Below are 23267 nucleotides of genomic sequence, written 5' to 3' on the forward strand. Positions count from 1 at the left end.
GCCACCCGCGCGCCGCTGGCTCAGACCGCCAGCGGCCGCACGTTCGCCCGGACCCACTCCACGATGGAGGTGGTCGTCGCGCCCGGCGTGAAGATCTCCGCGACGCCCTGCGCCTTGAGCGGAGCGATGTCCGCCTCCGGGATGATGCCGCCGCCGAACACCTTGATGTCCGCCGCGTCGCGCTCCTCCAGGAGGGCGATCACCTTCGCGAACAGCGTGTTGTGCGCGCCGGAGAGGATGGACAGCCCGATCGCGTCGGCGTCCTCCTGGATGGCGGTGTCGACGATCTGCTCCGGGGTCTGGTGCAGTCCGGTGTAGATGACCTCCATACCGGCGTCGCGCAGCGCCCGCGCGATCACCTTGGCGCCGCGGTCATGACCGTCCAGCCCCGGTTTGGCCACCACGACCCGGATCGGCCCCGACCGGCCCGCCGCCCCCTGGCTCTCCGCTTGCGCTCCGTCCTGCCGAGCCACACTCATCACTGCCTCCAAGCCAAGTACGGCACTCGCCGGGCGGTGCCGCCGAGCCGACAATCGATCGCGCGGCCACGATCGGCGGCCACGAGCGTGAACGAACGTTATCTCCAGCATCCCGTACCCAGCCGTTTCGTGACATGCGGCGAGGGGGAAATCACACATGGGACACATTCACCACACGCCGCGTCCCGCGTGTCGCACAGCCAGGGACGGCGCAGTGCGCACGGGGACGGGCGCACGGGAAGCCGCAGCCGGGCCGCCGCGCCGTTGAGCACGCCTCCCGCATGCCCTCCGGGAGGTCGACCATGCAGGCCAGTCTGCCCAACCGCCTCTGTGCCCTTCCGCCCCTCCTCCGCAGCACCGCCCTGGACCTGGCCGTCCTCGCCGGCCATCTGCTCCTCTACCCCACCGGCATCTCCCAGGAGCAGCCCATCGCGCACTCCACATCCGCCGCATCCGGCACCGAAGCCCCGCCGCTCCTCCCCACCGAAGGCCGCGCTCATCCGCCCGTCCTCCTTCTCCATGGCTTCATCGACAACCGCTCGGTCTTCGTCCTGCTCCGCCGCGCGCTGCGCCGGCACGGCTGGCGCCACCTCGAAGCGCTCAACTACTCCCCGCTGACCTGCGATCTGCGCAAGGCCGCCGAGCTGTTGAGCCGCCATGTGGAGGGCGTGTGCGCCCGGACCGGCCACCGCCGGGTGGACATCGTGGGCCATAGTCTCGGCGGGCTCATCGCCCGCTATTACGTACAGCGCCTGGGCGGCGACGCCCGGGTGCGTACGGTGATCACGCTCGGCACCCCGCACTCCGGCACCCGCGTCGCCCCCCTGATGTCGGCCCACCCGATCGTCCGGCAGATGCGGCCGGATTCCGCGGTGATAGCCGAGTTGTCGCTTCCGGCGCCGAATTGCCGGACGCGGTTCGTCGCTTTCTGGAGCGAGGTGGACCAGGTGATGGTGCCGGCCAGGACGGCCCGAATCGATCACCCGGATTTGCTCGCGTACAACGTGCATGTCGCCGGTGTCGGACATCTCGCGCTACCGGTCAGCGGCGCCGTAGCGGCCGGAATACGCGAGGCATTGACCTCGGCGCGAGGCGCAGAAGGTACAGAAAACGCCATTTCGGTGGCCTGAATTCATCGCACGCAACGCCGCGGCGGCCCCCGTTTACGAACCGATCTTGTCGTTTCCTCGAACAGACTTCGAACGAGGCGCCAAGAACTCGCATGTGGGCTCCCGAAAGGCGGCCAAATGCCCGGTCTCGCCGAGTCGGAAACCTGTTGATGATTGTCGCCGTCGCGTACCGCCGGGTACAGTCGCCGCTAATTCTCCTGCTGCCGAGGCGAAAGAGAAGTTGGTGAACGACCGTCACCCATCGGGCTACCCGGCCTACGACTCCCACGGGCAGCAGCACACCGCGTCCAGCTACGGCGAGTACGGCGACGGCGACCCTCTCTTCGGCTCGCTTCCGGGCTCATACGAAGCGGGCCGGTACGACGCCGGCAGCCATGACGCCGGGACATACAGCACGAGTGCGTACGACACCAGCGGTTACGGCACCGGCGGTTACGACGCGGCGGCGTACGACACAAGCACCTACGGCACCGGCTCCTATGACACCGGTACGTACAACGGCGACGCGTACAGCACCCCCACGTACGGCACGGGTGCCTACGGGACGGCGAGTGCCTATGACACTGCCGCTTACGACACCACCGCTTACGACACCGGCACGTACGCAACAACGGCCACATACGCCGCAGATGGCTATGCGACCGGCACGTACGACACCGGCGCATACGAGGCCTACGACCCGTACGCCCACACCGCGTACGAGCACGCCGGGCACGAGCCGTACCAGCAGCATGAGCAGCAGCACGAGCAGCAGTACCAGGAATACAAGCAGCACGAGCAGCAAGATCAGCAGGATCAGAACGACCCGTACGGGCAGCACCCGCAGTACGGGCAGCCCGCGTACGACACCGGCGGCTACGACACCCGTGATCACGCCACCGGCAGCTTCGAGGCCACCGCGATCTGGTCCACCACGGACCAGGACCTGATCGCCGGCATCCCGGCGCAGGCCGGCCCGTCGCACTACGAGACCGCGCACTACGGGACCGCACAGTTCGAGACCGCGCAGTTCGAGGCTCTGGACTTCGAGGCGCCGGACTTCGAAGCCGCCGAGTCCGAGGCCGACGCCCCGGCCGCCACGGATGTCCCCGACGACGCCGCCGCGGTCGCCGACGCGATGACGCAGGCCATGCCGGTCACCGCCCCGGTCCCCGCCGCGCGGCGGGTCGAGGGGCCGGCGGCCGGGAAAGCCGTCCGCGGGCGGGGCCGCCGCCGTACGGCCAAGCGCTCGGCGCTGCTGACCGTTGCGGTGCCCTCGGTCGCCGCCATGGGCGTCTGCGCGGCCGCGGCCGCCTCCGTCACCGGATTCGTCGGGGATGACAAGAAGGACGACAAGCCCGCCCAGGCCATCGGAGACGCCGGCTCGGTCAAGGCGTCCGCGGCCAACAAGAAGCTCGACAGCCAGCTGGCCGGACTCAGCGCCGACGCCCGTGACTTCGGCGACCGGGCGAACCGCACCCAGGAGCGGATCGACCTCAAGGAGCGCCAGGCCCTCGAGAAGCAGCGCGCGGCGGCGGAAGCGGCCCGCAAGGAAGCCCTGCGGCCCAAGTTCGTGCTGCCGGTCACCCAGCACGGGCTGAGCGCGCTCTTCGGCCAGGCCGGCGTGAACTGGATGTCCGTACACACCGGAATCGACTTCCCGGTCAGCTACGGCACCCCCGTCATGTCCGCCACCGACGGCACCGTCCGCACCCAGTGGAACTCGGCCTACGGCAACATGGCGATAGTGACCGCGCCCGACGGCACCGAGACCTGGTACTGCCACCTCAGCAGCACCAAGATCCGCTCGGGTTCGGTCAAGGCCGGTGAGCAGATCGCGTATTCGGGCAACTCCGGCAACTCCACCGGCCCGCACCTCCACTTCGAGGTGCGCCCCGGCGGCGACGCGGCGGTCGACCCGATTCCGTGGCTCCGCGACCACGGCCTCAACCCGAACTGACCACCGCCCGGCTACACCGAGAAGGTGGCCGGGCGGCGACGCGTCAGACGGACCGCTAGAGCTTCTCCACCGGCGCGTACCGCAGCAGCAGCCGCTTCGGCTTCTCGCCGCCGAAGTCGATGGTCGCCTCGGCGTTGTCGCCGCTGCCCTTGACCCCGACGACCGTGCCCAGGCCGAAGCTGTCGTGCGTGACGCGGTCGCCGACGGCCAGCGAGGGCACCTGCCGGTCCGTGGCGCGGCGCGTGGCGAACCCGCTCGGGCCCTTGGCGCGTGCCGACGACAGCGTGGACCCGATGCCCCCGCCGAGGCCGCCACCGCCACCGCCACCGCGTGACGACAGCCCGCCCATCGAGGCGGACGGCGTCGCGGGACCGGTGCGCTTCCACTCCACGTAGTCGTCCGGGATCTCCTCCAGGAACCGGGAGGGGGGGTTGTACGAGGGCTGGCCCCAGGCGCTGCGCATCGTCGAGCGGGTGACGTAGAGCCGCTCGCGGGCACGTGTGATGCCCACATACGCCAGCCGGCGCTCCTCCTCCAGCTCCTTGGTCTGGCCCAGGGAGCGCATATGCGGGAAGACGCCGTCCTCCAGGCCGGTGAGGAAGACGACCGGGAATTCCAGGCCCTTGGCGGTGTGCAGGGTCATGAGGGTGATCACGCCGCTGCCGTCGTCGTCCTCGTCGGGGATCTGGTCGGAGTCGGCGACCAGCGCGACCTGCTCCAGGAAGTCGGAGAGCGTGCCCGGGTTCTCCTCTCCCCGGTCCTGCTCGAACTCCAGGGCCACCGAGGCGAGTTCCTGGAGGTTCTCGATCCGGGTCTCGTCCTGCGGGTCGGTGGAGGACTGGAGCTCGGCGAGATAGCCCGTCCGCTCCAGGACGGCCTCGAGGACGGTGGCGGGCCCGGCGCCGGACTCGACGATCGTGCGCAGTTCCTCCATGAGGACGTTGAAGCGCTTGACGGCGTTGGCGGAGCGGGCCGCCATGCCGTACGCCTCGTCGACGCGGCGCAGCGCCTGCGGGAAGGTGATCTTCTCGCGGGAGGACAGGGCGTCGATCATCGCCTCGGCGCGGTCGCCGATGCCGCGCTTGGGGACGTTCAGGATCCGGCGCAGCGGGACGGTGTCCTCGGGGTTGGCGAGCACCCGCAGGTAGGCGAGGACGTCGCGGACCTCCTTGCGCTCGTAGAAGCGCACGCCGCCGACGACCTTGTACGGGAGCCCGACCCGGATGAAGATCTCTTCGAAGACACGGGACTGGGCGTTGGTGCGGTAGAAGACGGCGACATCGCCGGCCTTGGCGTCGCCCGCGTCCGTCAGCCGGTCGATCTCGTCGGCGACGAACTGTGCCTCGTCGTGCTCGGTGTCGGCGACATAGCCGGTGATCTTGGGGCCGGCGCCGGCGTCGGTCCAGAGGTTCTTGGGGCGGCGGTTCTCGTTGCGCTCGATGACGGCGTTGGCGGCGGACAGGATCGTCTGGCTGGAGCGGTAGTTCTGCTCCAGGAGGATCGTGGTCGCGTCCGGGTAGTCCTCCTCGAACTGGAGGATGTTGCGGATCGTGGCGCCGCGGAAGGCGTAGATCGACTGGTCGGCGTCACCGACGACGCACAGCTCGGCGGCGGGCATCTCGGCGGTGCCGGCGCCGACCAGTTCGCGGACGAGGGTGTACTGGGCATGGTTGGTGTCCTGGTACTCGTCGACCAGGACGTGGCGGAAGCGGCGGCGGTAGTGGTCGGCGACATCCGGGAAGGCCTGGAGGAGATTGACCGTCGTCATGATGATGTCGTCGAAGTCCAGGGCGTTGGCCTCGCGCAGCCGCGACTGGTACATCGCATACGCCTCGGCCAGGGTCTTCTCGAAGCCGTCGGCGGCCGTCCCGGCGAAGGTCTCCTCGTCGATGAGTTCGTTCTTGAGGTTGGAGATCTTGGCGCTGAAGGACTTGGGCGGGAAGCGCTTGGGGTCCAGATCCAGATCGCGGCAGACCAGGGCCATCAGGCGCTTGGAGTCGGCGGCGTCGTAGATCGAGAAGGAGGACGTGAAGCCGAGCTTCTTGGACTCGCGGCGCAGGATCCGCACGCAGGCGCTGTGGAAGGTGGAGACCCACATGGCGTTGGCGCGCGGGCCGATCAGGTCCTCGACGCGCTCCTTCATCTCGCCGGCGGCCTTGTTCGTGAACGTGATCGCGAGGATCTGGCCGGGGTGGACATGGCGCTCGGCGAGCAGATGCGCGATGCGGTGGGTGAGCACCCGGGTCTTGCCGGAGCCGGCGCCGGCGACGATCAGCAGCGGGCCGCCGGTGTGCACCACGGCGGCCTTCTGCTCGTCGTTGAGGCCCTCGAGCAGCGCGGCCGGGTCCACGACGGGGCGGGCGGCGCCGTCGCGGTAGTACGCCTCCTTGGGCACGGGCGCGTCGAACTTCCCCCCGAAGAGGTCGGCGGGAATCTCCTCCGGGGCCGGGCCGTGCTCGTCCTCGGGGGGCGGCGGATGTTCGTCCTCGCCCTTGGGGCCGAGATCCGCCAGGAAGCTGTCGTCAAAGAGGCTGCTCATCGCCCACCGAGTCTAGGCCGCCGGACTGACAGCCCGCCCCCACCTGACCAGATCCGGCATCCGGTATGCGGCACACCACATTTCCAGGGCTGCCCGGCATCGTCTTCCGGCCACGCCTTCCACCGCGCGGCCCCTTCGCCACGCTGCCCCTTCGCCTCAACTTCTCCTCAGATAACGAAAAGGTTTCGGGCATATCGAACATCAGCCTTCACAGGGGCCACACGAGTTGGCTACCGTGCCTGCTCGGGCAGCCCGCATCCCCGTGGACGACAGCGTCCGCACGGGCCGCCTCCGCCGAGTCCGGCCCTGCCCTCAGGCACCCGGAGCCGGGGACCCACCAGCACCACCGGGGTGAATCGATCACTACGGCCGCCAGCGGCGGACGCAGCGACCGTAGGGCAAGCCTTCCGTCAGCGACACCGCCCGAACCCGACAGCTAACCCGGTAGGCGGTCCACGGAAGGAGTCGCCGGCCTTGGCGTCGCATCGCAAGCCGCGCACCCGCGTTCTCACCTCGCCCGGAAGCCGTACCGCGGCCGGGCTCACCACCGCCGCCCTCGCCTCGGTCACCCTGCTCTCGCAGTCCGCCGGGGCCGCCCCGAGGGCCCCCAAGCCCACCATTGAAGAGGTCAAACAGAAGGTCGACGGGCTCTACCGTCAGGCCGAGGTGGCCACCCAGAAGTACAACGCCGCCAAGGAGAGCGCCGAACATCAGCGCGCCACCGTCAACGGTCTGCTCGATGCGGCCGCCAAGCGCGCGGAGAAGATGAACGAGTCCCGGCGTGAGCTGGGCACCTTCGCCTCGGCGCAGTACCGCACCGGCGGCATGAACCCGACGGCGCAGCTGATGCTGGCCAAGGACCCGCAGGACTTCTTCGACCGTACGCACCTCATGGAGCGGCTGACCGGCCGGCAGAAGCAGGCGGTCACGAACTACGAGGAGCAGCAGGCGGCGGCCGCCCGGCAGCGCGCCGAGGCGACCCGGAGCCTGGAGCGGCTCCAGACGTCGCAGGCCTCGCTGCAGGAGTCCAAGCGGTCCGTCCAGAGCAAGTTGGCCGAGACCCGGCAGCTGCTGTCCCGGCTGACCGTGCAGGAGAAGGCCCGGCTGGCGGAGCTGGAGCGCAAGAAGGAGGCGGCGGCCAAGCGCCGGGCCGAGGAGCTGGCGCGTCAGCAGGCGGAGAAGGAGCGGCAGCAGCGGCAGCAAGACGGCGGCGGCTCGACGGGCGGCCAGACCGGCGGCGGCTCCACCGGGGGCGGGTCCACTGACGGCGGCTCGTACTCGACCAAGGCCGAGAAGGCGCTCGCCTTCGCCCGCTCCCAGATGGGCAAGCCGTACGTCTGGGGCGCGACCGGACCCAATTCCTACGACTGCTCGGGCCTGACCCAGGCGGCGTGGAAGGCGGCCGGCGTCGATCTGCCGCGTACGACCTGGGACCAGGTCAAGGTCGGCCAGCGGGTCGCCACCGGTGACCTCAAGCCGGGTGACCTGGTGTTCTTCTACGACGACATCAGCCACGTCGGGATGTACATAGGCAACGGCAAGATGATCCACGCCCCGCACCCGGGCGCCAGCGTCCGGGAGGAGTCGATCTACTACATGCCGATCTACGGGAGCGTCCGCCCGGCCTGACCCGCTCCCCCCGGAGTCCACCCCCCACGGCCACCCCCCACACGCCACCGCGCGGTCGTCCCCTCAGTGGGATGACCGCGCGGTGAGTCGTCTCTGCGGGCGCCGGGCCTCAGGTCCAGAGCACCGCGATGAAAATGTTGGCCACCGTGAGCCCGCCGACGGCACCGAAGAGCGGCTTGGCGATCTTCTCGTCGTCCCGCTTGACGTAGACCAGCGCCAGGATCACCACCAGGACGGCCATCTTGATGCCGATCTTGATGTTGTTGAGGGTGTGGTCCTGGGCCTCGTTCAGCCCGACCAGCACGATGCCGGTGACCAGCATCGTCAGCGCGCCGTGCAGCATGGCCGGCACAAAGCGGGCGGTGCCCGCGCTCATCGCCTTCATCTGGGTCAGAAAGCCGCCCAGGAGGGAGGCGATGCCGATGATGTGCAGGCCGACGAAGATATTGATTACTACGTCCATAGTGCGCGATCGTATCCGCCGCATAGCACGCGCTTTCCGGCAGGGCATCGGTAATCGCCGCTTCGGTCAGGCCAGGCCCCTCCGGGGCGCGTTCGCGGCGGGGCGCGCTCACCCCGACATCACTCCCGGTCGGAAACGGCCAATTCCGGGCATCTGGGAGCTACGCCGTGACGTGCAGGTTTAGCGTCCTTCCCCAGACGGCCGATGGACCCACGGCCGGTACGGAAGGAAGTGACGGCCGCAGTGGCGTCGCACCGCAGGACCAAGCACCACCCGACAGCCCGTACGGCCGCCACCCTGGCCCTCGCCGGCGCCGCCGGCGCCGCAGCCTTCGACGGCACCGGCCAGGCCGCTCCCCGCCCCACCCCCGCCCAGGTCAAAGACCGGGTCGACGCGCTGTACCAGGAGGCAGAGGTGGCGACGCAGCACTACAACGGCGCCAGGGAAGAGGCCGACACCGCACGCGCGGAGCTGGCCCGGCTCCAGGACGAGGCCGCCCGCCGGACCCGGAAACTGAACGCCGCCAGGGCCGAACTGGGCACGATGGCCGGGAGCCAGTACCGCTCCGGCGGCGTGGACCCGACCCTGCGGCTGATGATGTCCGCCGACCCCCAGCGCTATCTGGACGGCGCCACGGTCCTCGAGCGCGCGGGCAGCCACCAGGCGAACGCGGTGGCCGGTTATGCGCGCCGGCTCGGCAGCGTCCGCCAGATCCGCGACCGCGCCGAGGCCACCGCGGAGCGGCTGGAGCACACCGAGGGCACGCTGAAGCGGCACCGCATCACGGTCATGCGGAAGCTGGACTCCGCCGAGGCGCTGCTCGACCGGCTGACCGACGAACAGCGGCGGCGGATGACGGGCGAGGAGGACCGGCCGGTGGCCGCCCCGGACACCCCGGACACCCCGGACACCCCGGCCGCCAACTCCCGTGCCGCACGCGCCGTTTCCTTCGCCCACGCAGCACTCGGCAAGCCGTACGTCTGGGGCGCGACCGGCCCCTCCGCGTACGACTGCTCGGGCCTGACCCAGGCCGCCTGGAAGTCCGGCGGCGTCTCGCTGCCCCGTACGACCTACACCCAGATCAGCTCCGGGCCACGTATCGACAAATCCCAACTCGCCCCCGGCGACCTGGTGTTCTTCTATTCCGGCATCAGTCATGTGGGGCTCTACATCGGCGACGGCAAGATGATCCACGCCCCGCATCCGGGGGCACCGGTGCGCATCGCCCCCATCGACACAATGCCGTTCGCGGCGGCGACCCGGCCCGCGTAGGGGCCGGCGGTCGGCTTCGAGGGGCGCGCTCAGGCCCTGACCTGTGTGCCCAGCCACCGGAAGATCTCCGGCACCTGGTTCCGCCACACCGCCGTGGTGTGGCCGCCCGCATTCGCCGAAATCTGGTGCACGGTCACCGTCGTCGGCCTCTTGGCGAGCTGCCGCAGGCCGATGCCGGCCTGGTAGCCGTCGCCCGCCGCACCCGAGACGTACAGGGCCGTACGCGGCGGCCGTCCGGCGGCGTTGGCGGCCTTGAGGATGTGCAGCGGGTTGGACTCGACGCGCAGCTTGGGGTCCTTGCCGGCGAGGGAATCGGGCTCCAGCGCCGGGTCGTTGTAGCCGGACATGGCGACGGCGGCGCGGTAGCGGTCGGGGTGGGACAGGGCGAGCTTGGCGGCACAGTGCGCGCCCGCCGAATAACCCGCCAGCGCCCAGGAGTCCGGCTTGCCGCCGGCCCGGAAGTTGTCGATGACCATCTGGCGTACGTCGACGGTCAGCCAGCTGTCGGCGTTGACCTTGCCGGGGATGTTGACGCATCCGGTGTCGGCGCCGGTGAGGATGTTCGTCCGCGGCGCCACCAGGATGAACGGCTTGACCTCGCCGCGCTGCATCAGCGGCCCGAGCTGCTCGCCCACATGCAGCGCCCCGTACCAGGCCTTCGCCGAACCGGGGTAGCCGGGCAGCAGCTCGACCACGGGGAACTTCTTGTGCTGGTAGGCGGGGTCGCTGTACTGCGGCGGCAGCCAGACGTAGACCTCGCCGCTGACGCCCGAGATCCGGCCGTTGAGGTCGGTCATCCGGACGCCGGGGCCCGTCCTGGGGTCGTCCGACGGGCGGAAGTGCTGGATCTGTTTGGGCTCGTTCTTGATCTTCCGGCCGCCCATCCCGTCCGGGCCGAGGTCCTGCGCCGCCTGGACATGGCTGTCGGTGCCGAGGAGATCGCCCCAGGTGTCGTAGAGGCTGTTGGCGTTGTTGACCAGCACGAAGACCAAGGTGATGGCGGTGACCTGGGCAAACAGCAGCATCAGCAGCCGGGCGAGGCCGCGTACCAGAGGCGGCCCGGCTATCCGGCCCCACAGGGCGAGCGGCAGGACTACGGCGACTATCAGAAGCGCGATGGAGGTGAGGAAGAAGGGCGTGCCCGTCAGGCTCATCGGGGTCTCGCTTCCAGGACAGATACGCGAAGGACGTGGGCTGTGGTTCTGGCCCCGCCTTCGGCAGTGAGCCTCTCCGCGCCCTTAGATGGCGATCCGCGCGGTCCTGGTTGCCCGTCTTTGGCCCTTCTTTACGCGTCTTCTCCCGACCCCGGTGGCGCCTCCATCCGTTCCCTCGCCGTCCCCTCTCCGTCCCCTCGCCGTTCCCCCTTCCCGGTGGCGCCGCTCAGACCAGGCGCCGGGCCGCCGCCCAGCGCGTCAGCTCATGCCGGTTGGACAGCTGGAGCTTGCGCAGCACCGCCGACACATGGCTCTCGACCGTCTTCACCGAGATGAACAGCTGCTTGCCGACCTCCTTGTACGCGTATCCGCGCGCGATCATCCGCAGCACCTCGCGCTCGCGCTGGGTGAGGCGGTCCATGTCCTCGTCGACCGGCGGGGCGTCCGTGGAGGCGAAGGCGTCCAGGACGAAGCCGGCCAGCCGCGGGGAGAAGACCGCATCGCCGTCGGCGACCCGGAAGATCGCGTTGACCAGGTCCGTCCCGGTGATCGTCTTGGTGACATAGCCGCGGGCACCGCCCCGGATGACGCCGATGACGTCCTCGGCGGCGTCGGAGACGGAGAGTGCGAGGAAACGGACCGGGCGCTCGGCGTCGGCCATCATGGCGGCGCTACGGCGCAGCACCTCGACGCCGCCGCCACCGGGGAGATGGACGTCCAGGAGGACGACCTCGGGGCGGGTGGCGGTGATGACCGTGATCGCCTGGTCGACGTCGGCGGCCTCGCCGACCACCTCGACGCGGGTGCGCTCGGTCTCGCCGATCTCGGCCTGGACGCCCGTACGGAACATCCGGTGGTCGTCGACCAGCACGACCTTTACGGTCCGCCCCTCAGCCGCCCCGCCGGCCTCGCCCCGCTCCGCGCCGCCCTGCTCCGCGCCGTCCCGCTCTGCGCCGCCGCCCGGCTTGCCCGGCTCCGCGTACCCCTGCCGAGCGTCGTCGCTGCTCATGTCGTCCATCCGTCCCTCGATATCTGCTCGGTCATGACCCGTCATGATTCGCCGGCCCCGTCGTGATCCGCCATGGCGTGTCTCATGCCCCGTCTCATGACCCGTCCTGATCCGCCATACTCCGCAATCCTCCGTCATGCCCGGTCATGTCTGCCCGGTCATGACGGGTCACGCCCCGTCGGTCCCGTCGTGTTCCGGCGCTCCGCGCGCTCGCCGTATCGCCACACGGCACGGCCCGCTGCCGCCCGCCACCGGGCGGCCGCCCCCGGCCCCCGTCATTCCTTGCGCTCCATTTCCAGCTCGACCACCGTGCCGCCTTCAGGGGCGGAGCGCAGCCGGGCGGTGCCGCCGTGGCGTTCCATCCGGCCGATGATGGATTCCCGTACGCCCATCCGGTCGGCGGGCACCGCGTCCAGATCGAATCCGGGGCCCCGATCGCGCACCGAGACGAAGACCGTACGGCCCTCCACCTCCGCGAACACCTGCACCGCGCCGCCCTCGCCACCGTACTTGGCGGCATTGACCATCGCCTCGCGCGCGGCCTGCATCTGGGCGCCCAGTGCCTCGTCCAGCGGGCAGTCGCCGACCACCACGACCTCTATCGGGACGCCGTGGTGGTCCTCCACCTCGGCGGCGGCCCTGCGCACCGCCTCCGCCAGGGTCTCCGGTTCCTCGTCCTCCTCCTTGCCGCGGCCCTCGGGCTTGTAGAGCCAGGCGCGCAGCTCGCGCTCCTGGGCGCGGGCCAGCCGGGCCACCTCCCGGGGGGCGTCGGCGTTGCGCTGGATCAGGGTGAGGGTGTGCAGGACGGAGTCGTGGACATGGGCGGCGACCTCGGCACGCTCCTGGGCGCGGATGCGCATCAGCCGCTCCTCGGAGAGGTCCTGGGTGATGCGTACGAGATAGGGGCCGGCCAGCAGCGCGATGCCGACGACGACGGCGAGCGCGGCCTGCAGCACCGAGCCGAGATGGCGCACCGAGCCCTGGAGCACGACGATGCCGGTCACCCCGACGCACACCAGCGCCACGCCGGCCGCGCCGCGCAGCACCGGCAGCACGCCCTTGCGGCGGCCGAGCTCCAGCCATTGCGCACGGCGGGAGTTGTCCGCCTGGCGCCATACCAGCGCGACACCGGCGCCGATCAACAGCACCGGCCAGAGGTAGCCGTTGGCCCGGCCGAGCTGGAATCTGGAGGCGACGATCGAGGCGCCGACCAGGAGCGCGATCAGCGCGAAGACCTGGCCCTTGTCGGGCCTGCGGGACAGCAGCCGCCGTTTTTCCTCGGCCGCCGCGGGGCGCCGGGCCTCCACGCCGCCGATGCCCAGCGGCACGAAGAACCAGAACGCGGCGTAGAGCACGGCGCCCATGCCCTCGGCCATGAAGAGGGCCACGAACACGATCCGCACCCAGGAAACCGGCAGCCCCAGATGCCCCGCGAGCCCCCGCGCGACACCGCCGAGCAGCCGCCCGTCGGCGCTGCGGTAGAGCTTGCGCACGGGCGGTTCTTCGGGGTCCGGCGCCGGGGCGTACTGCGTCCCGGCGCGGGGCGGCGCGGTGGTCATGGGTCCGATGTTCACACGCCACGCGGGCCCGGGACATCAGGGTCGACCCTGATCGGTCCCGGAGTTCGGCATCAGGGACCGCGACCGCCGGAGTTGCGGTAGCCCGTGAGAACGGCGTCGTCCGCCGACGCCGAGACCGCAGTCACGGCCGACGCCGCGCGATCGCTATGCGCTACTCGGGGCTGAAGCCATCGCGCACCGCGGTGAATACCGGCACGTACTGCTCCCACTGAGCCAAGGGCGCGGACAGGTAGATCGCGTACTCGTTTTCCCCCTTGCGCCCGAACCCCAGGTCCATGGCGCGGAATTCGCGACGTCTGCCCGCCCACCGGAACTCCCAGATAGCCGCTGGGGCGCCGCGGAATGTCGTGTCCTGGAGCCGCAGTCGATCGTACGTGGGCTCCTTGGCCTTGAACTGCTGCTCGACCTGCTCGAAATGCCGGACGTTACTCGAGCTCGCGAAGGGCAGCACGTTGATCTTCAGGTTGACCATCTTGGTGGGATCGACGTAGTCAACCTCGTTCAGCAGCGGCTTGAACTCGCGAGTCCACCCGTCAGGAACGGGAAAGGAAACGTGGAACTTCTTCTCCGTCACACGGTGATACCCGTCCGGTGTGGGCGGCAGCTTGATCGGGGTGGAGCTCGGCTTCGGCTTCTGGGTGGTGGACTGCTGCGGCAGCGACGGAACTCCCGCCACCTCGTCGACCGGCAGATCCAGATACCCCGTCGCGTAGAGAGCACCGCCCGCGAGGGCCAGGGCGGCGAGGGCGCCCACGACTCCCCATACGACCGCACGGCTGCGGCCCCTCGTGCGGGGCTGGAGAACGGCAGCCTCCGTACGGGCTTCCGGTACGGGCTCCGGCTCGGCGGCCGATGCGGGCGCCGAGGCCCACGACGCCCCGCCGGTCGACACCGCCGTCCCGTCGCCCGCCGTCGCCTCCCCGCCGCCTGCCCCGCCGCCCGATCCCGAGTACAACGCAGCGCGGCCCAGCAGCGCGGTGTCCGACTCGGCCTCCGCCGCGCGCAGCGCCTGTTCGACGACCTCGGCCGTCGGCCGGTCGTCGGGCTCCTTGGCGAGCAGCGCCTCGATCAGCGGCGTCAGCGGCCCGGCGTTGCGCACCGGCGCCAGCGGATCCATGGCGATGGCGTACGCCGTCTCCACCGCGGTGGTCTTACGGAAGGGGGGCCGCCCCTCGACCGCCTGATAGAGCGTCGCCCCCAGCGCCCACAGGTCCGACGCGGGCCCCGGGGTGCCGCCCTTGACCCGCTCGGGTGCCAGATAGTCGATGGAACCGACCAGTTCGCCGGTCTTGGTGAGCGTGGACGTTCCGGTGGCCACCGCGATCCCGAAGTCGGTGAGCACGACCCGGCCGTCCGCGCCGAGCAGCACATTGCCCGGCTTGACGTCACGGTGCAGCACGCCGGCGGAGTGCGCGGCCCGCAACGCCGCGATCATGCCTCGGCCGATGCGCGCGACCTCCCGGGGAGGGAGTGAACGGCCCGAGCTCGTCCCTTCCTTGATGGCGTCCCCGAGCGTCGAGGACGGCACGTACTCCATGACGATGCACGGCATCCCGGCGTCGTCCACGACGTCGTGCACGCCGACCACATTGGGGTGGTTGATGCGGGCGGCCGCCTGCGCCTCCCGGGTGGTCCGCTCGTACCGGGTGGCGAGTTCGTCCGGCTCCAGCTGGGGCGACACATGGAGACGCTTGACCGCGACCTGGCGACCGAGAATTTCGTCCCGGGCCCGCCAGACGGTGCCCATACCGCCTTGGCCTATCCGCTCAACCAGGCGATACCGCCCGGCGACCAGTCGCCCCTCGTCCACCGACGCCGCCTCCGCCACCGCACGCCCCTCCGGAAACCCGTACGTATCCAAGGCGCAACGATAGTCTCCGGCGTCGACTTATCGGCCCCCGCCCGCGGCCCGTCGGCGCCCCAGTTTCAGGTCGCGGGGATGTCTCGGGGGGGATATGCGAACCCGCGGGGGATATCAGGTGCGTTCACGGGGACGGGAAACCGACTGGTGGGCAGGAAAAATCGTCCGCGGGGGAGACAAGCTCGTCCCGGGGCACGGCAGAACCGATCCCCGAGGGGCGGCGAAACCGGCCGACGGGCTTCGGCGCGGGACCTCACGGCGCAGCTCCGCGCACGCCTCAGGGCGCGCGTCCGGCGGCGCCTCAGGGCGCGCGTCCGGCGGCGGGTCAGGGCGCGCGTCAGGTGGTCGGGGCGAGCATCCGGGCGTATCAGGCACGTATCAGGGCCGATCTCAGGGATCTGCCAGGGTTCCCACTGATGCCGGGATTCCGTCGCTCTTGTCACCATGGGTCCATGAACGATGCAGCCCCCGTCGAGGAGTCGGCGCCCTCCGGCCCCGCCGGCCCCACCCCGCCGCATCCGCCGCTGCGCCGCAGCCGGCGGCACAAGGTGATTGCCGGGGTGTGCGGCGGGCTGGGCCGGCAGTGGGATCTCGATCCGGTGATCTTCCGGATCGTGCTGGCCGTCCTCACGGTCTCCGGCGGCATCGGCCTGATCGTCTACGGCTTCGCCTGGCTGCTCATCCCGTTCGACGGCGAGGAGGAGAACGAAGGCCGCAGGCTGCTGTCCGGGCGCGTCGAGGGCTCCGCGCTGACGGCCCTGCTGTTCGCGCTGGTGGGCTGCGGGCTGTTCCTGACGAGCCTGGGCAAGGGCAGCGTGATGTCCTTCGCCATCATGCTGACGCTGGCCGTGGCCGGTTCGGCCTATTGGTCGCGCCAGCGCCGCCGGGCGGAGACCGAGGGTCTGGAGTCGGTGGACGCCGCGACCGCCCAGGCGGTGGCCGACGCCCCGCCCGAAACCCAGGCGCCCCCCGCGCCGAACAGCCCCTCGTGGTGGCGTGACCCGCGCTCCAAGGACGCGCCGGCGGGCCTGGACTACCTCTGGGGCCCCGACAGGGCACCGCTCGACATCACCTACGAGTTCCGGCACGGCCGCCCCCGGCCGCCGATGCCCTCCCCCGCCCGCGCCCCGCGCCGCAGACCCCACAGGGGACGGCCCATAGGCGGCTGGACGTTTCTGCTGGCGCTGCTCGGCGGCGCCGGCACGGCCGTCGCGGTATCCCGGCACGAAGCTCTCGCGCCCTCGCTCCAAGCGGGCCTGAGCTGTGCGCTGGTGGTCTTCGGCCTGGGTCTGGTGCTCAGCGCCTGGCTCGGCCGGACGGGCGGCGGCACGGTGTTCATGGTGGTACTGACGGCGCTGCTCCTGGCGGGTGCGACGGTCCTGCCCGACACCATCACCGCCGACTGGCAACGGCGCACCTGGTCCCCCACCAGCCTCGCCGCCGTTCAGCCGCACTACGCACTCGGCTCCGGGGAGGGCACGTTGGACCTGGGCGGACTGCCGTTCAAGGGCGGCCGGACGGTGCGTACCAGCGCGGAGGTCGGCGCCGGCCGCCTCCGGGTGACGCTGCCGCCGGGCGTCACCACGACCGTCCATGTCTCGCTCGGCGTCGGCGATCTCCAGCTGCCCGGCGACGCGCCCAACGACGTGGACATCTCGGCAGGCGGCCGGCAGCGGACGGTCACCTTGCCCGCCACCGGCCTGAAGAAGGGCGAGAAACCGCATGGTGCGCTGGATCTGAGGCTCAAGGTCGGCGCCGGCCAGGTCGACATCCGCACCACCCCGGCGGCCACCCCGTCCACCACCCGGACCACCACCCCGCCCACGTCCCCGCCCACGTCCCCGCCCACGGCCCCGGCCGCCTCCCAGGGAGCCGCGTCATGAAGCGCCACCCCTTTGAACCCGCGCGTCTGGTCTCGGGCGTCACCGCCCTCGCCGTAGGGACCGGCTACGGCCTCGACGCCCTCGGCCTCTGGCACGCCCCCGGTCCCTGGCTCTTCTTCGCCATTCCCGCCGGTCTGTTCCTCTCCGGCGTCACGGCCGCCATCTGGGCCACGACCCGCCGCCATCTCACCCACGACTCCTGACACGGCGGACCCGCCGAGTGACACGGCGGGCCCGCCGAGCCACCAGGCCGGCGGGTGCCGCCCGTGCCGGTTCACCCGAACAACTGGGCCCCGTGGCGGTTACGCCGGTTCCGCAGCACCGCATCCAGGGAGAACTTCGGCGCACCCGCCATCACCAGCGGGATCCAGGCCACCAGGTAGGCGAGGTCATTGCCGTAGTAGTACGGCGTGGTCGCCCAGCTCACCGTGAGCCACAGCGTCAGCGATATCAGCGCACCGCCGAACGCCGCCAGCCGCCCCAGCAGCCCGACGAGCGTCCCGACGCCCACCGCCAGCTCACCGATGGCGATGGCATAGCCGAAGCCGACCGGACTTTTCTGCGCCAGGTCCACCAGCACCGGCAGCGCCGCCGTGTCATGGACCTGCTGCAGCATCGCGCCGAGCGAACCGGTGCCCCGGGCCGCCAGAAACCCCGAGTCCAGCAGCTTGTCGAGCCCGGCGTAGACGAAGGTGACGCCCAGAAACAGCCGCAAGGGGACCAGCGCATGGCGCGCGAGCGCCGCCCGCGCCCCGGTGCCACCACCGGCGCCCGCCCCTCCCAAGTCGGCACCGACCGTACGATTCGCGTGCACCATGACGTCCGCCTCTCCGTTGCCACCGGGCGCAGACGATTGTGCCTGCGCCCGCGCCTCCTGGGGAGGTACGTACGCACATACGGACCAGGTTCAACTGCCCGACGTCCGCCGGCCGCCGGCCGGCCGCCCGCCGGAGGGCCGCGCAACACGCGACAAACCCCGCCGACAAAACGGCCTCACGGGCCGCCTGCCCCGGACGCCGCCGCCTACTCCTGGACGTCGATCGGATACCCGGGCGTCTCCACGCCCGCCGCCGTGACCACCCGGACCTCCACCCGCCCCGGCTCCACATCGACCGGCACCGGCACGGTCAGGACCTCATCCGTCGGATTGGCGAAGCCGCCCGCCACCGGGACCAGGGGGACCGGGACATGCACCGTCCCGATCCGTACGACGGTACGGGCCAGCCGGTCCGGCGTTCCGGCGCCCGGCGGGACGAAGCCGGTGCCGCGGATCTCGATGTCATCGCCGGTACGGATCGGCGCGGCCAGATCGCCCAGCTCCCGGGACCGGACGACCGACAGGATGACCGGGCGGCCGCCGGCCACCGCCTTCCCGGCCAGATACGTGACGCCGGAGAGCAGGAGGAGCACCACCAACCCCCAAGGAAAGTCTGGCAGTTGACCGGGACGCCGGGCCAGGCACACCAGCGCGTACCCGATCACGGCGCCGTTCACCAACACGTACTGCGCATCCGGGAAGTTCCCGCGCTCCGCGTCGTCCGCCAGCAGATCGGCGGCCCGCGGCCGTTCGGCGGGGACCTTCTGCAGCCGCCCCGCCCGGACCCGTACGGCCACCAGGGCGTGCGCCGACACGGCCACCGCACACCCGGCGCACAGCGCCGCCAGCAGGGCGCCGGAGTGCGGGAGCTCAAGCCCGCTCAGGAGACGGCGCCGCGCGCCGGGCCCCGCCATCGCCAGCTGGACGGCGGCCATCAGCACCCCGTACAGCGCGACGGTCACCCACCCCGCCGCAACCGCGCGCGAGGTGGACAGCCGCCGGTCCTCGCCGATCAGCGGGGCGAGCGCGCCGCCGTGCGCACCATGCCGCCAGGCCGCCGCCGTCAGGACCAGCGCAAGCACGACGGCCGCGATCAGTCCCGCCGTACGGGCCGGGGTCCAGCCCGTCCCGATGGCGGTCAGCGCCTGCCCGAGCAGCAGGGCGGCCACCGCGGCCCACACCACCAGCAGGGTGCGGCGCCGTACGGCGGCCAGCCAGGCGACCCCTTCGGCGGTGGCGCGCTCGGCCAATACCCGTGCGGACAGGGTGAGTTCATCGGAAACCCACTGCCGGGCCGCCCCGGCGGAGTGGGCGAGCCCGGCCGGTACGCCCCGCCCGGCAGCGAAGTCCTCGCGCAGCGCGACAAACGCGGCGACCGCCTGCCGATGCCCCGCGCGGGCGCCGTGCGGGCATTGTCCGCACAGACAGGTGCCGCCACCCTCCGGCCCGGCCGTTCCGGCTACCCTGCCCGCCGCCTCAACAGACACGTCCGCTACCGCCCCGCACCATCGTCATCCTCATCGTCATGGCCTGGTCACCGCCACGTGCAAGAAGCCGTGACCATCATCAACTTGTCATTCCTGAACGGAAATTGTGCCCCAGATGGCGGGGGCACCTGCCAAACGGCCAGTTGGCGCGGAGTGGCGCGATCCGCGCGAGGTTGACGCCCGGGGGCACGCGGTCCGCAGATTGCACACCTCGGCGCCAAGTACGCCCCCAAATGCGGCACTTACCACCTTCGAGGGAACTGGCAGAGGTCGACGGCTGAGCCGCGCCCCGCCTGCGCAAGCTCTCCGGCGTGTGGGAAATAGAGAGATCACACCGGATTGCGGCGTGCCTGGTGGCCGCCGCCTTCACCGTGCCCGTCGGGTTCGCCGTACTGGCGGTCCCGGCACCCCCAGCAATCGCTCACGACCGCCTCGCGCACCCCGCCGGCCTCACCGGCAGCCACGCCGGCGTCGGTGACCGCGACAACTGCGCCTACGCCGGGACGAGTCCGCCCGTCGACGTACCGACCGGATTCCCGATGCCGCACGACTGGCACTTCCCCTGTACGTCGGCCACCCCGACGCCCCGGCCGCGCCCCCCGGCACCGGCACCCCGGCCCCGCGTCGCCATGCCCCCGAAGCCGAAGCCGAAGCCGCCCCCGCCGCCACCCCCGCGGCCGACGCCCCCACCGCCCCGGCACATCGCCCCGCCACCGCCGAAGGCAGCCCCCCAACGAGCCCCGGCGCCGCCCTCGCCCTCACCTGTCCTCGTGCACAGCCGGCCCCCGGTGACCCACAAACCCCGTGCCAGGCGCTCCCTGGTGACCAGGACCTTGCTGGTCACCGCCCCGGCCGTGCTGGCGGGCGCCGCGCTTCGTCCCCGTTCGAGCTCCTCGTCCGGTTCCGCCGGGCGCCGTTCCTCGTAGGAGGTTTCCATGTCGCAATGGCTGGTACTGACCATCGCCATGGCCGCTGCCTGCGGCGTCGTCCTGGCCATCACGGTCCTCAAGCAGCGCCGGATCGGTGACGACGACGATCCGTCCGAGACACCCGATGTCATCGAGTACATGACGATGATGGTGGGGGTGGTCTACGCGATCGTCCTGGGCCTGGCCATCGCCGGCGTCTGGGAGGCCCGGAGCGCCGCCGAGGACACCGTACGGACCGAGGCGCAGGCGTTGCACGAGGTCAGCACGCGGGCGGCGGCGTATCCGGCGCCGATGCGGGACCGTATCCGCTCGGACGTCGACGCGTACGTCAGCTACGTCGTCCACAAGGAGTGGCCGGTCATGGCCGAGCAGCAACATCTCACCCAGCGCGGCACGGACCTGCTGGCCAAGGTCCGCGCCGATGTCATCAACTACCACCCGCGTGACGACTACGAGGGGCAGTCCTACCAGCCACTCGTCGACCAGGTGGGGGCGGCCGATGACGCCCGCAACAGCCGGGCCGACGCCGCCGATTCGACGCTGCCGGGGGTGGTGTGGTTCGGGCTGATCGCCGGGGCCGCCATCACCATCGGCCTCATCTTCACCCTGCAGATCCGGCGTTCGGCACGTGAGCTGTTGATGGCCGGGCTCTTCAGCGCGCTGATCGCCTTCCTGCTGTTCCTGGTGTGGGACTTCGACGCCCCCTTCAGCCGGGGCATCTCCGCCGGGTCCGATGCCTTGACCGACCTCTTCCCACACCTGTGATCCGGACACACCCGTGATCCGGAGCCACCCTTACCCGAAGCCACCTTGATCCGAGGCCACCCTGACCGGGCGCCGCCCCCTGACCCGCGCCCCGCGGGCCGCTCCCCCGGCCCGCGGGGCGCCCGCATACGCGCCGGTGGCAAGCTCTCTGCAACGCCTTCCATACCCCCTTGCCGTGATCGCCAGGCGGTCATCAGGATGGCGCCATGCCTACCTTCACCGCGCTCGACGGCACGGAACTGGCCTATCGCACCGTGGGCGAGGGCGAGCCGCTGCTCTGCCTGCCCGGTGGGCCCATGCGCGCCTCCGCCTACCTCGGCGATCTCGGCGGACTGGCGAAGCACCGCCGGCTGGTCTTGCTGGATCTGCGGGGCACCGGCGACTCCGGCGTCCCCGCCGACCCGGCCACGTACCGCTGTGACCGGCAGGTCGCCGACGTCGAGGCCCTCCGCGACCACCTCGGCCTGGACCGCGTCGATGTTCTCGCGCATTCCGCGGCCGGCGACCTGGCCCTTCTTTACGCGGCCCGGCACCCGCAGCGCATCCGCACCCTCACTCTGATCACCGCCCGTGCGCGCGCCCTCGGCGTCGACTTCACCGACGAACACCGCCGGGAGGGGGCCGCCTTGCGCACGGCCGAACCATGGTTCGGGGCTGCGCACGACGCCTACGGAAGAGTCTGGGACGGTTCCGCGACCGACGCCGACTACGACGCCGCCGCCCCGTTCTTCTACGGCCGCTGGGACGCAGCCGCTCAGGCACACGCCGCAGCCGAAGTGGAGCAGACCCATGAGGAAGCCGCGGATCTCTACGCGTCCCGCGGAGCCTTCGAGCCTTCCGCAGCCCGCGCAGCCATCGCCACCATGGACGCTCGGGTCCTGATCCTCGCCGGTGAAGTGGACAGCGGCCCGCTCCCCCGCGTCGCCGCTGCCATTGCGAAGCTTTTCCCCCAGGCCGAACTGACCGTCCAGCCGGGCGCCGGCCACTACCCCTGGCTCGATGACCCCCGCCGCTTCTGCCGGACCGTGGCGACATTCCTCGCCCGGGGCAGCGTCTTGCCGATCACCGATGCCCCCTAAGGGGGCGGTCGAACGCATGCCGTAGGGGATGCAGGCGCCCCTGCGGGGCCACAACGTGGCGGGCCGGGGCGGTATTCCGTGGGTCACCACATGAGTGGATTCCGTGGCGCACCACATGATCGGCAAGCCACCCCCAGAGGACGTCCGGCCGGTCACGGGCGGCGCCGGATGACGAGCGGAGCCGGGGGGCGAGAGCGGACCGGACGACGAGAGCGGACCGGAGGACAAAAGCGGACCGGAGGACAAGACAGACCGGAAGACGAGAGCATGCCGGCGGACAAGACCGAAGGACAAGACCGAAGGACAAGAGAGGGCGGCGGTCCGGCGTCCCCTTCCGCCGCCCCCTACCCAAACGACAGGCCCTAGTTGAAAAGGTCCGGCTCGCTCCGTGCGATCTGCTGATAGAGCGGCTGGTAGTTGATCCACGCGACGAGATCGTTGCCGAGCTGCTCGCGCGTATGCACGGCATTGTGGTGGTCGATCGGCACCGGCTTGCCGGCCGCCTTCGCGGTCAGCTGGACCTGGCAGGACCGCTCCATCGTGATGAACCACCAGGCGGCCGCGTCCACCGAGTCGCCGACCGTCAACAACCCGTGGTTGCGCAGGATCACGGCCTTGTGGGGCCCGAGCGCGGCCGCGATCCGGCGGCCCTCCTCCTCGTCCACCACCACGCCCGTGTAGTCGTCGAAGAGCGCATGGTCCTCGTAAAAGGCACAGACGTCCTGGGTGATCGGGTCCAGCAGCTCGCCCAGCGAGGACAGCGCCCGGCCGTACGTGGAGTGGCTGTGGGCCGCGGCGACCACGTCCGGCCGGGCCTGGTGGACCTGCGAATGGATCGCGAACGCCGCCTGGTTGACGTGATAGCGCCCCTCGACGACCTTGCCCTCCGCGTTCACCAGGATCAGATCGCTCACCGTGATGTGCTTGAAGGACATTCCGAAGGGATTGACCCAGAAGCAGTCGGTGAACTCCGGGTCGCGGGCGGTGATATGGCCCGCCACACCCTCTTCGAAGCCGAAGCGCCCGAACAGGCGCAGCGCCGCGACCAGGCGCTCCTTGCGGTAGCGCCGCTCGTCGTCGACGGTCTCATGCGTCGGCGGCATCGCGAACTGCAGCAGCTCGGTGGGTATGGGCGTCGGCTCGGGCATCGTGGCTCTCCTCCTGTGCGTAGGGCTCCCAGTGCTTCCCCCAGAGGCGGAAGCTACCCTCCGGTACTGCAGAGGGCCAGGCCTGTGACGGGCATCAATGCCCG

At 71.0% G+C, this 23267-nt stretch carries 18 protein-coding genes and 1 riboswitch; of the genes, 8 read left to right on the top strand and 10 right to left on the bottom strand.

The genetic code is table 11. The features are described 5' to 3' along the window. Nucleotides 1–20: 20 nt before the first annotated feature. A complete protein-coding gene (locus ACZ4S3_RS27185) occupies nucleotides 21–479 on the bottom strand; it encodes a cobalamin B12-binding domain-containing protein (RefSeq protein WP_467938555.1) in 459 nt (152 codons plus the stop codon). Between the two features lie 302 nt (nucleotides 480–781). On the opposite strand from ACZ4S3_RS27185, the gene ACZ4S3_RS27190 reads away from it, so the two are divergent. Then, entirely contained in the window at nucleotides 782–1609 is an 828-nt protein-coding gene (locus tag ACZ4S3_RS27190) for an esterase/lipase family protein (RefSeq protein WP_467938557.1), read from the top strand. 223 nt (nucleotides 1610–1832) lie between these two features. Continuing rightward, entirely contained in the window at nucleotides 1833–3548 is a 1716-nt protein-coding gene (locus tag ACZ4S3_RS27195; RefSeq protein WP_467938559.1) for a M23 family metallopeptidase, read from the top strand. A 55-nt stretch (nucleotides 3549–3603) separates the two neighbouring features. Here ACZ4S3_RS27195 and pcrA read toward each other — a convergent pair whose 3' ends face one another. Then, nucleotides 3604–6087 (bottom strand): DNA helicase PcrA, encoded by a 2484-nt coding sequence (gene pcrA, locus ACZ4S3_RS27200; RefSeq protein WP_467938561.1) that lies wholly within the window; start codon nucleotides 6085–6087, stop codon nucleotides 3604–3606. A 282-nt stretch (nucleotides 6088–6369) separates the two neighbouring features. Further along, a riboswitch (cyclic di-AMP (ydaO/yuaA leader) is annotated at nucleotides 6370–6553 on the top strand. Nucleotides 6554–6561: 8 nt separating this feature from the next. On the opposite strand from pcrA, the gene ACZ4S3_RS27205 reads away from it, so the two are divergent. After that, nucleotides 6562–7716: a C40 family peptidase gene (locus ACZ4S3_RS27205; RefSeq protein ID WP_467938563.1), complete on the top strand. Its 1155-nt coding sequence runs from the start codon at nucleotides 6562–6564 to the stop codon at nucleotides 7714–7716. A 109-nt stretch (nucleotides 7717–7825) separates the two neighbouring features. Here ACZ4S3_RS27205 and ACZ4S3_RS27210 read toward each other — a convergent pair whose 3' ends face one another. Further along, nucleotides 7826–8179: a hypothetical protein gene (locus ACZ4S3_RS27210; RefSeq protein WP_467938565.1), complete on the bottom strand. Its 354-nt coding sequence runs from the start codon at nucleotides 8177–8179 to the stop codon at nucleotides 7826–7828. A gap of 231 nt (nucleotides 8180–8410) precedes the next feature. Here ACZ4S3_RS27210 and ACZ4S3_RS27215 point away from each other — a divergent pair, with 231 nt between their 5' ends. Then, nucleotides 8411–9451, top strand: coding sequence for a C40 family peptidase (locus tag ACZ4S3_RS27215; RefSeq protein ID WP_467938567.1), 1041 nt, complete (start codon nucleotides 8411–8413; stop codon nucleotides 9449–9451). A 29-nt stretch (nucleotides 9452–9480) separates the two neighbouring features. On the opposite strand, the gene ACZ4S3_RS27220 is transcribed toward ACZ4S3_RS27215, so the two are convergent. The 4 genes from ACZ4S3_RS27220 to ACZ4S3_RS27235 form a co-directional block, all read right to left on the bottom strand. Continuing rightward, nucleotides 9481–10605, bottom strand: a complete 1125-nt coding sequence (locus ACZ4S3_RS27220; protein ID WP_467938569.1) for an alpha/beta hydrolase — start codon at nucleotides 10603–10605, stop codon at nucleotides 9481–9483. Between the two features lie 226 nt (nucleotides 10606–10831). Beyond that, entirely contained in the window at nucleotides 10832–11623 is a 792-nt protein-coding gene (locus ACZ4S3_RS27225; RefSeq protein WP_467938571.1) for a LuxR C-terminal-related transcriptional regulator, read from the bottom strand. A gap of 266 nt (nucleotides 11624–11889) precedes the next feature. Beyond that, on the bottom strand, nucleotides 11890–13173 hold the full coding sequence (locus ACZ4S3_RS27230; RefSeq protein WP_467938573.1) for a PspC domain-containing protein: 1284 nt from the start codon (nucleotides 13171–13173) through the stop codon (nucleotides 11890–11892). 172 nt (nucleotides 13174–13345) lie between these two features. Further along, on the bottom strand, nucleotides 13346–14941 hold the full coding sequence (locus tag ACZ4S3_RS27235; RefSeq protein WP_467939013.1) for a serine/threonine-protein kinase: 1596 nt from the start codon (nucleotides 14939–14941) through the stop codon (nucleotides 13346–13348). 566 nt (nucleotides 14942–15507) lie between these two features. Here ACZ4S3_RS27235 and ACZ4S3_RS27240 point away from each other — a divergent pair. Together ACZ4S3_RS27240 and ACZ4S3_RS27245 are read left to right on the top strand one after the other, a co-directional pair. After that, on the top strand, nucleotides 15508–16938 hold the full coding sequence (locus ACZ4S3_RS27240; protein WP_467938575.1) for a PspC domain-containing protein: 1431 nt from the start codon (nucleotides 15508–15510) through the stop codon (nucleotides 16936–16938). Next, nucleotides 16935–17141, top strand: coding sequence for a hypothetical protein (locus ACZ4S3_RS27245; RefSeq protein ID WP_467938577.1), 207 nt, complete (start codon nucleotides 16935–16937; stop codon nucleotides 17139–17141). The genes ACZ4S3_RS27240 and ACZ4S3_RS27245 overlap by 4 nt, the downstream gene beginning before the upstream one ends. A 71-nt stretch (nucleotides 17142–17212) precedes the next feature. Here the strand turns inward: ACZ4S3_RS27245 and ACZ4S3_RS27250 are convergent, their stop codons facing one another. Next, nucleotides 17213–17755 carry a DoxX family protein gene (locus tag ACZ4S3_RS27250; RefSeq protein ID WP_467938579.1) on the bottom strand — a complete coding sequence of 181 codons (543 nt, stop codon included), beginning with the start codon at nucleotides 17753–17755 and terminating at the stop codon, nucleotides 17213–17215. Nucleotides 17756–17961: 206 nt separating this feature from the next. Continuing rightward, the gene (locus tag ACZ4S3_RS27255; protein ID WP_467938581.1) at nucleotides 17962–19242 is read right to left on the bottom strand and encodes a hypothetical protein; all 1281 of its coding nucleotides are present in this window, start codon (nucleotides 19240–19242) and stop codon (nucleotides 17962–17964) included. 935 nt (nucleotides 19243–20177) lie between these two features. Between ACZ4S3_RS27255 and ACZ4S3_RS27260 the strand changes: the two genes are divergently transcribed. Beyond that, nucleotides 20178–20936 carry a bestrophin-like domain gene (locus tag ACZ4S3_RS27260; protein WP_467938583.1) on the top strand — a complete coding sequence of 253 codons (759 nt, stop codon included), beginning with the start codon at nucleotides 20178–20180 and terminating at the stop codon, nucleotides 20934–20936. A 206-nt stretch (nucleotides 20937–21142) separates the two neighbouring features. Continuing rightward, nucleotides 21143–22015, top strand: a complete 873-nt coding sequence (locus ACZ4S3_RS27265) for an alpha/beta fold hydrolase (RefSeq protein ID WP_467938585.1) — start codon at nucleotides 21143–21145, stop codon at nucleotides 22013–22015. A 362-nt stretch (nucleotides 22016–22377) separates the two neighbouring features. Here ACZ4S3_RS27265 and ACZ4S3_RS27270 read toward each other — a convergent pair whose 3' ends face one another. Beyond that, nucleotides 22378–23163, bottom strand: a complete 786-nt coding sequence (locus ACZ4S3_RS27270; protein WP_467938587.1) for a class II aldolase/adducin family protein — start codon at nucleotides 23161–23163, stop codon at nucleotides 22378–22380. Nucleotides 23164–23267: the final 104 nt, after the last annotated feature.

The sequence above is a fragment of the Streptomyces sp. NPDC028368 genome, assembly GCF_055565615.1.

Coding starts and splice junctions, on each gene's coding strand:
- ACZ4S3_RS27270 (WP_467938587.1), bottom strand. CDS start 23,163: ATGCCCGAGCCGACGCCCATACCCACCGAGCTGCTGCAGTTCGCGATG.
- ACZ4S3_RS27210 (WP_467938565.1), bottom strand. CDS start 8,179: ATGGACGTAGTAATCAATATCTTCGTCGGCCTGCACATCATCGGCATC.
- ACZ4S3_RS27245 (WP_467938577.1), top strand. CDS start 16,935: ATGAAGCGCCACCCCTTTGAACCCGCGCGTCTGGTCTCGGGCGTCACC.
- ACZ4S3_RS27225 (WP_467938571.1), bottom strand. CDS start 11,623: ATGGACGACATGAGCAGCGACGACGCTCGGCAGGGGTACGCGGAGCCG.
- ACZ4S3_RS27185 (WP_467938555.1), bottom strand. CDS start 479: ATGAGTGTGGCTCGGCAGGACGGAGCGCAAGCGGAGAGCCAGGGGGCG.
- ACZ4S3_RS27240 (WP_467938575.1), top strand. CDS start 15,508: ATGAACGATGCAGCCCCCGTCGAGGAGTCGGCGCCCTCCGGCCCCGCC.
- ACZ4S3_RS27265 (WP_467938585.1), top strand. CDS start 21,143: ATGCCTACCTTCACCGCGCTCGACGGCACGGAACTGGCCTATCGCACC.
- ACZ4S3_RS27190 (WP_467938557.1), top strand. CDS start 782: ATGCAGGCCAGTCTGCCCAACCGCCTCTGTGCCCTTCCGCCCCTCCTC.
- ACZ4S3_RS27250 (WP_467938579.1), bottom strand. CDS start 17,755: ATGGTGCACGCGAATCGTACGGTCGGTGCCGACTTGGGAGGGGCGGGC.
- ACZ4S3_RS27260 (WP_467938583.1), top strand. CDS start 20,178: ATGTCGCAATGGCTGGTACTGACCATCGCCATGGCCGCTGCCTGCGGC.
- ACZ4S3_RS27235 (WP_467939013.1), bottom strand. CDS start 14,941: ATGGGCACCGTCTGGCGGGCCCGGGACGAAATTCTCGGTCGCCAGGTC.
- pcrA (WP_467938561.1), bottom strand. CDS start 6,087: ATGAGCAGCCTCTTTGACGACAGCTTCCTGGCGGATCTCGGCCCCAAG.
- ACZ4S3_RS27230 (WP_467938573.1), bottom strand. CDS start 13,173: ATGACCACCGCGCCGCCCCGCGCCGGGACGCAGTACGCCCCGGCGCCG.
- ACZ4S3_RS27220 (WP_467938569.1), bottom strand. CDS start 10,605: ATGAGCCTGACGGGCACGCCCTTCTTCCTCACCTCCATCGCGCTTCTG.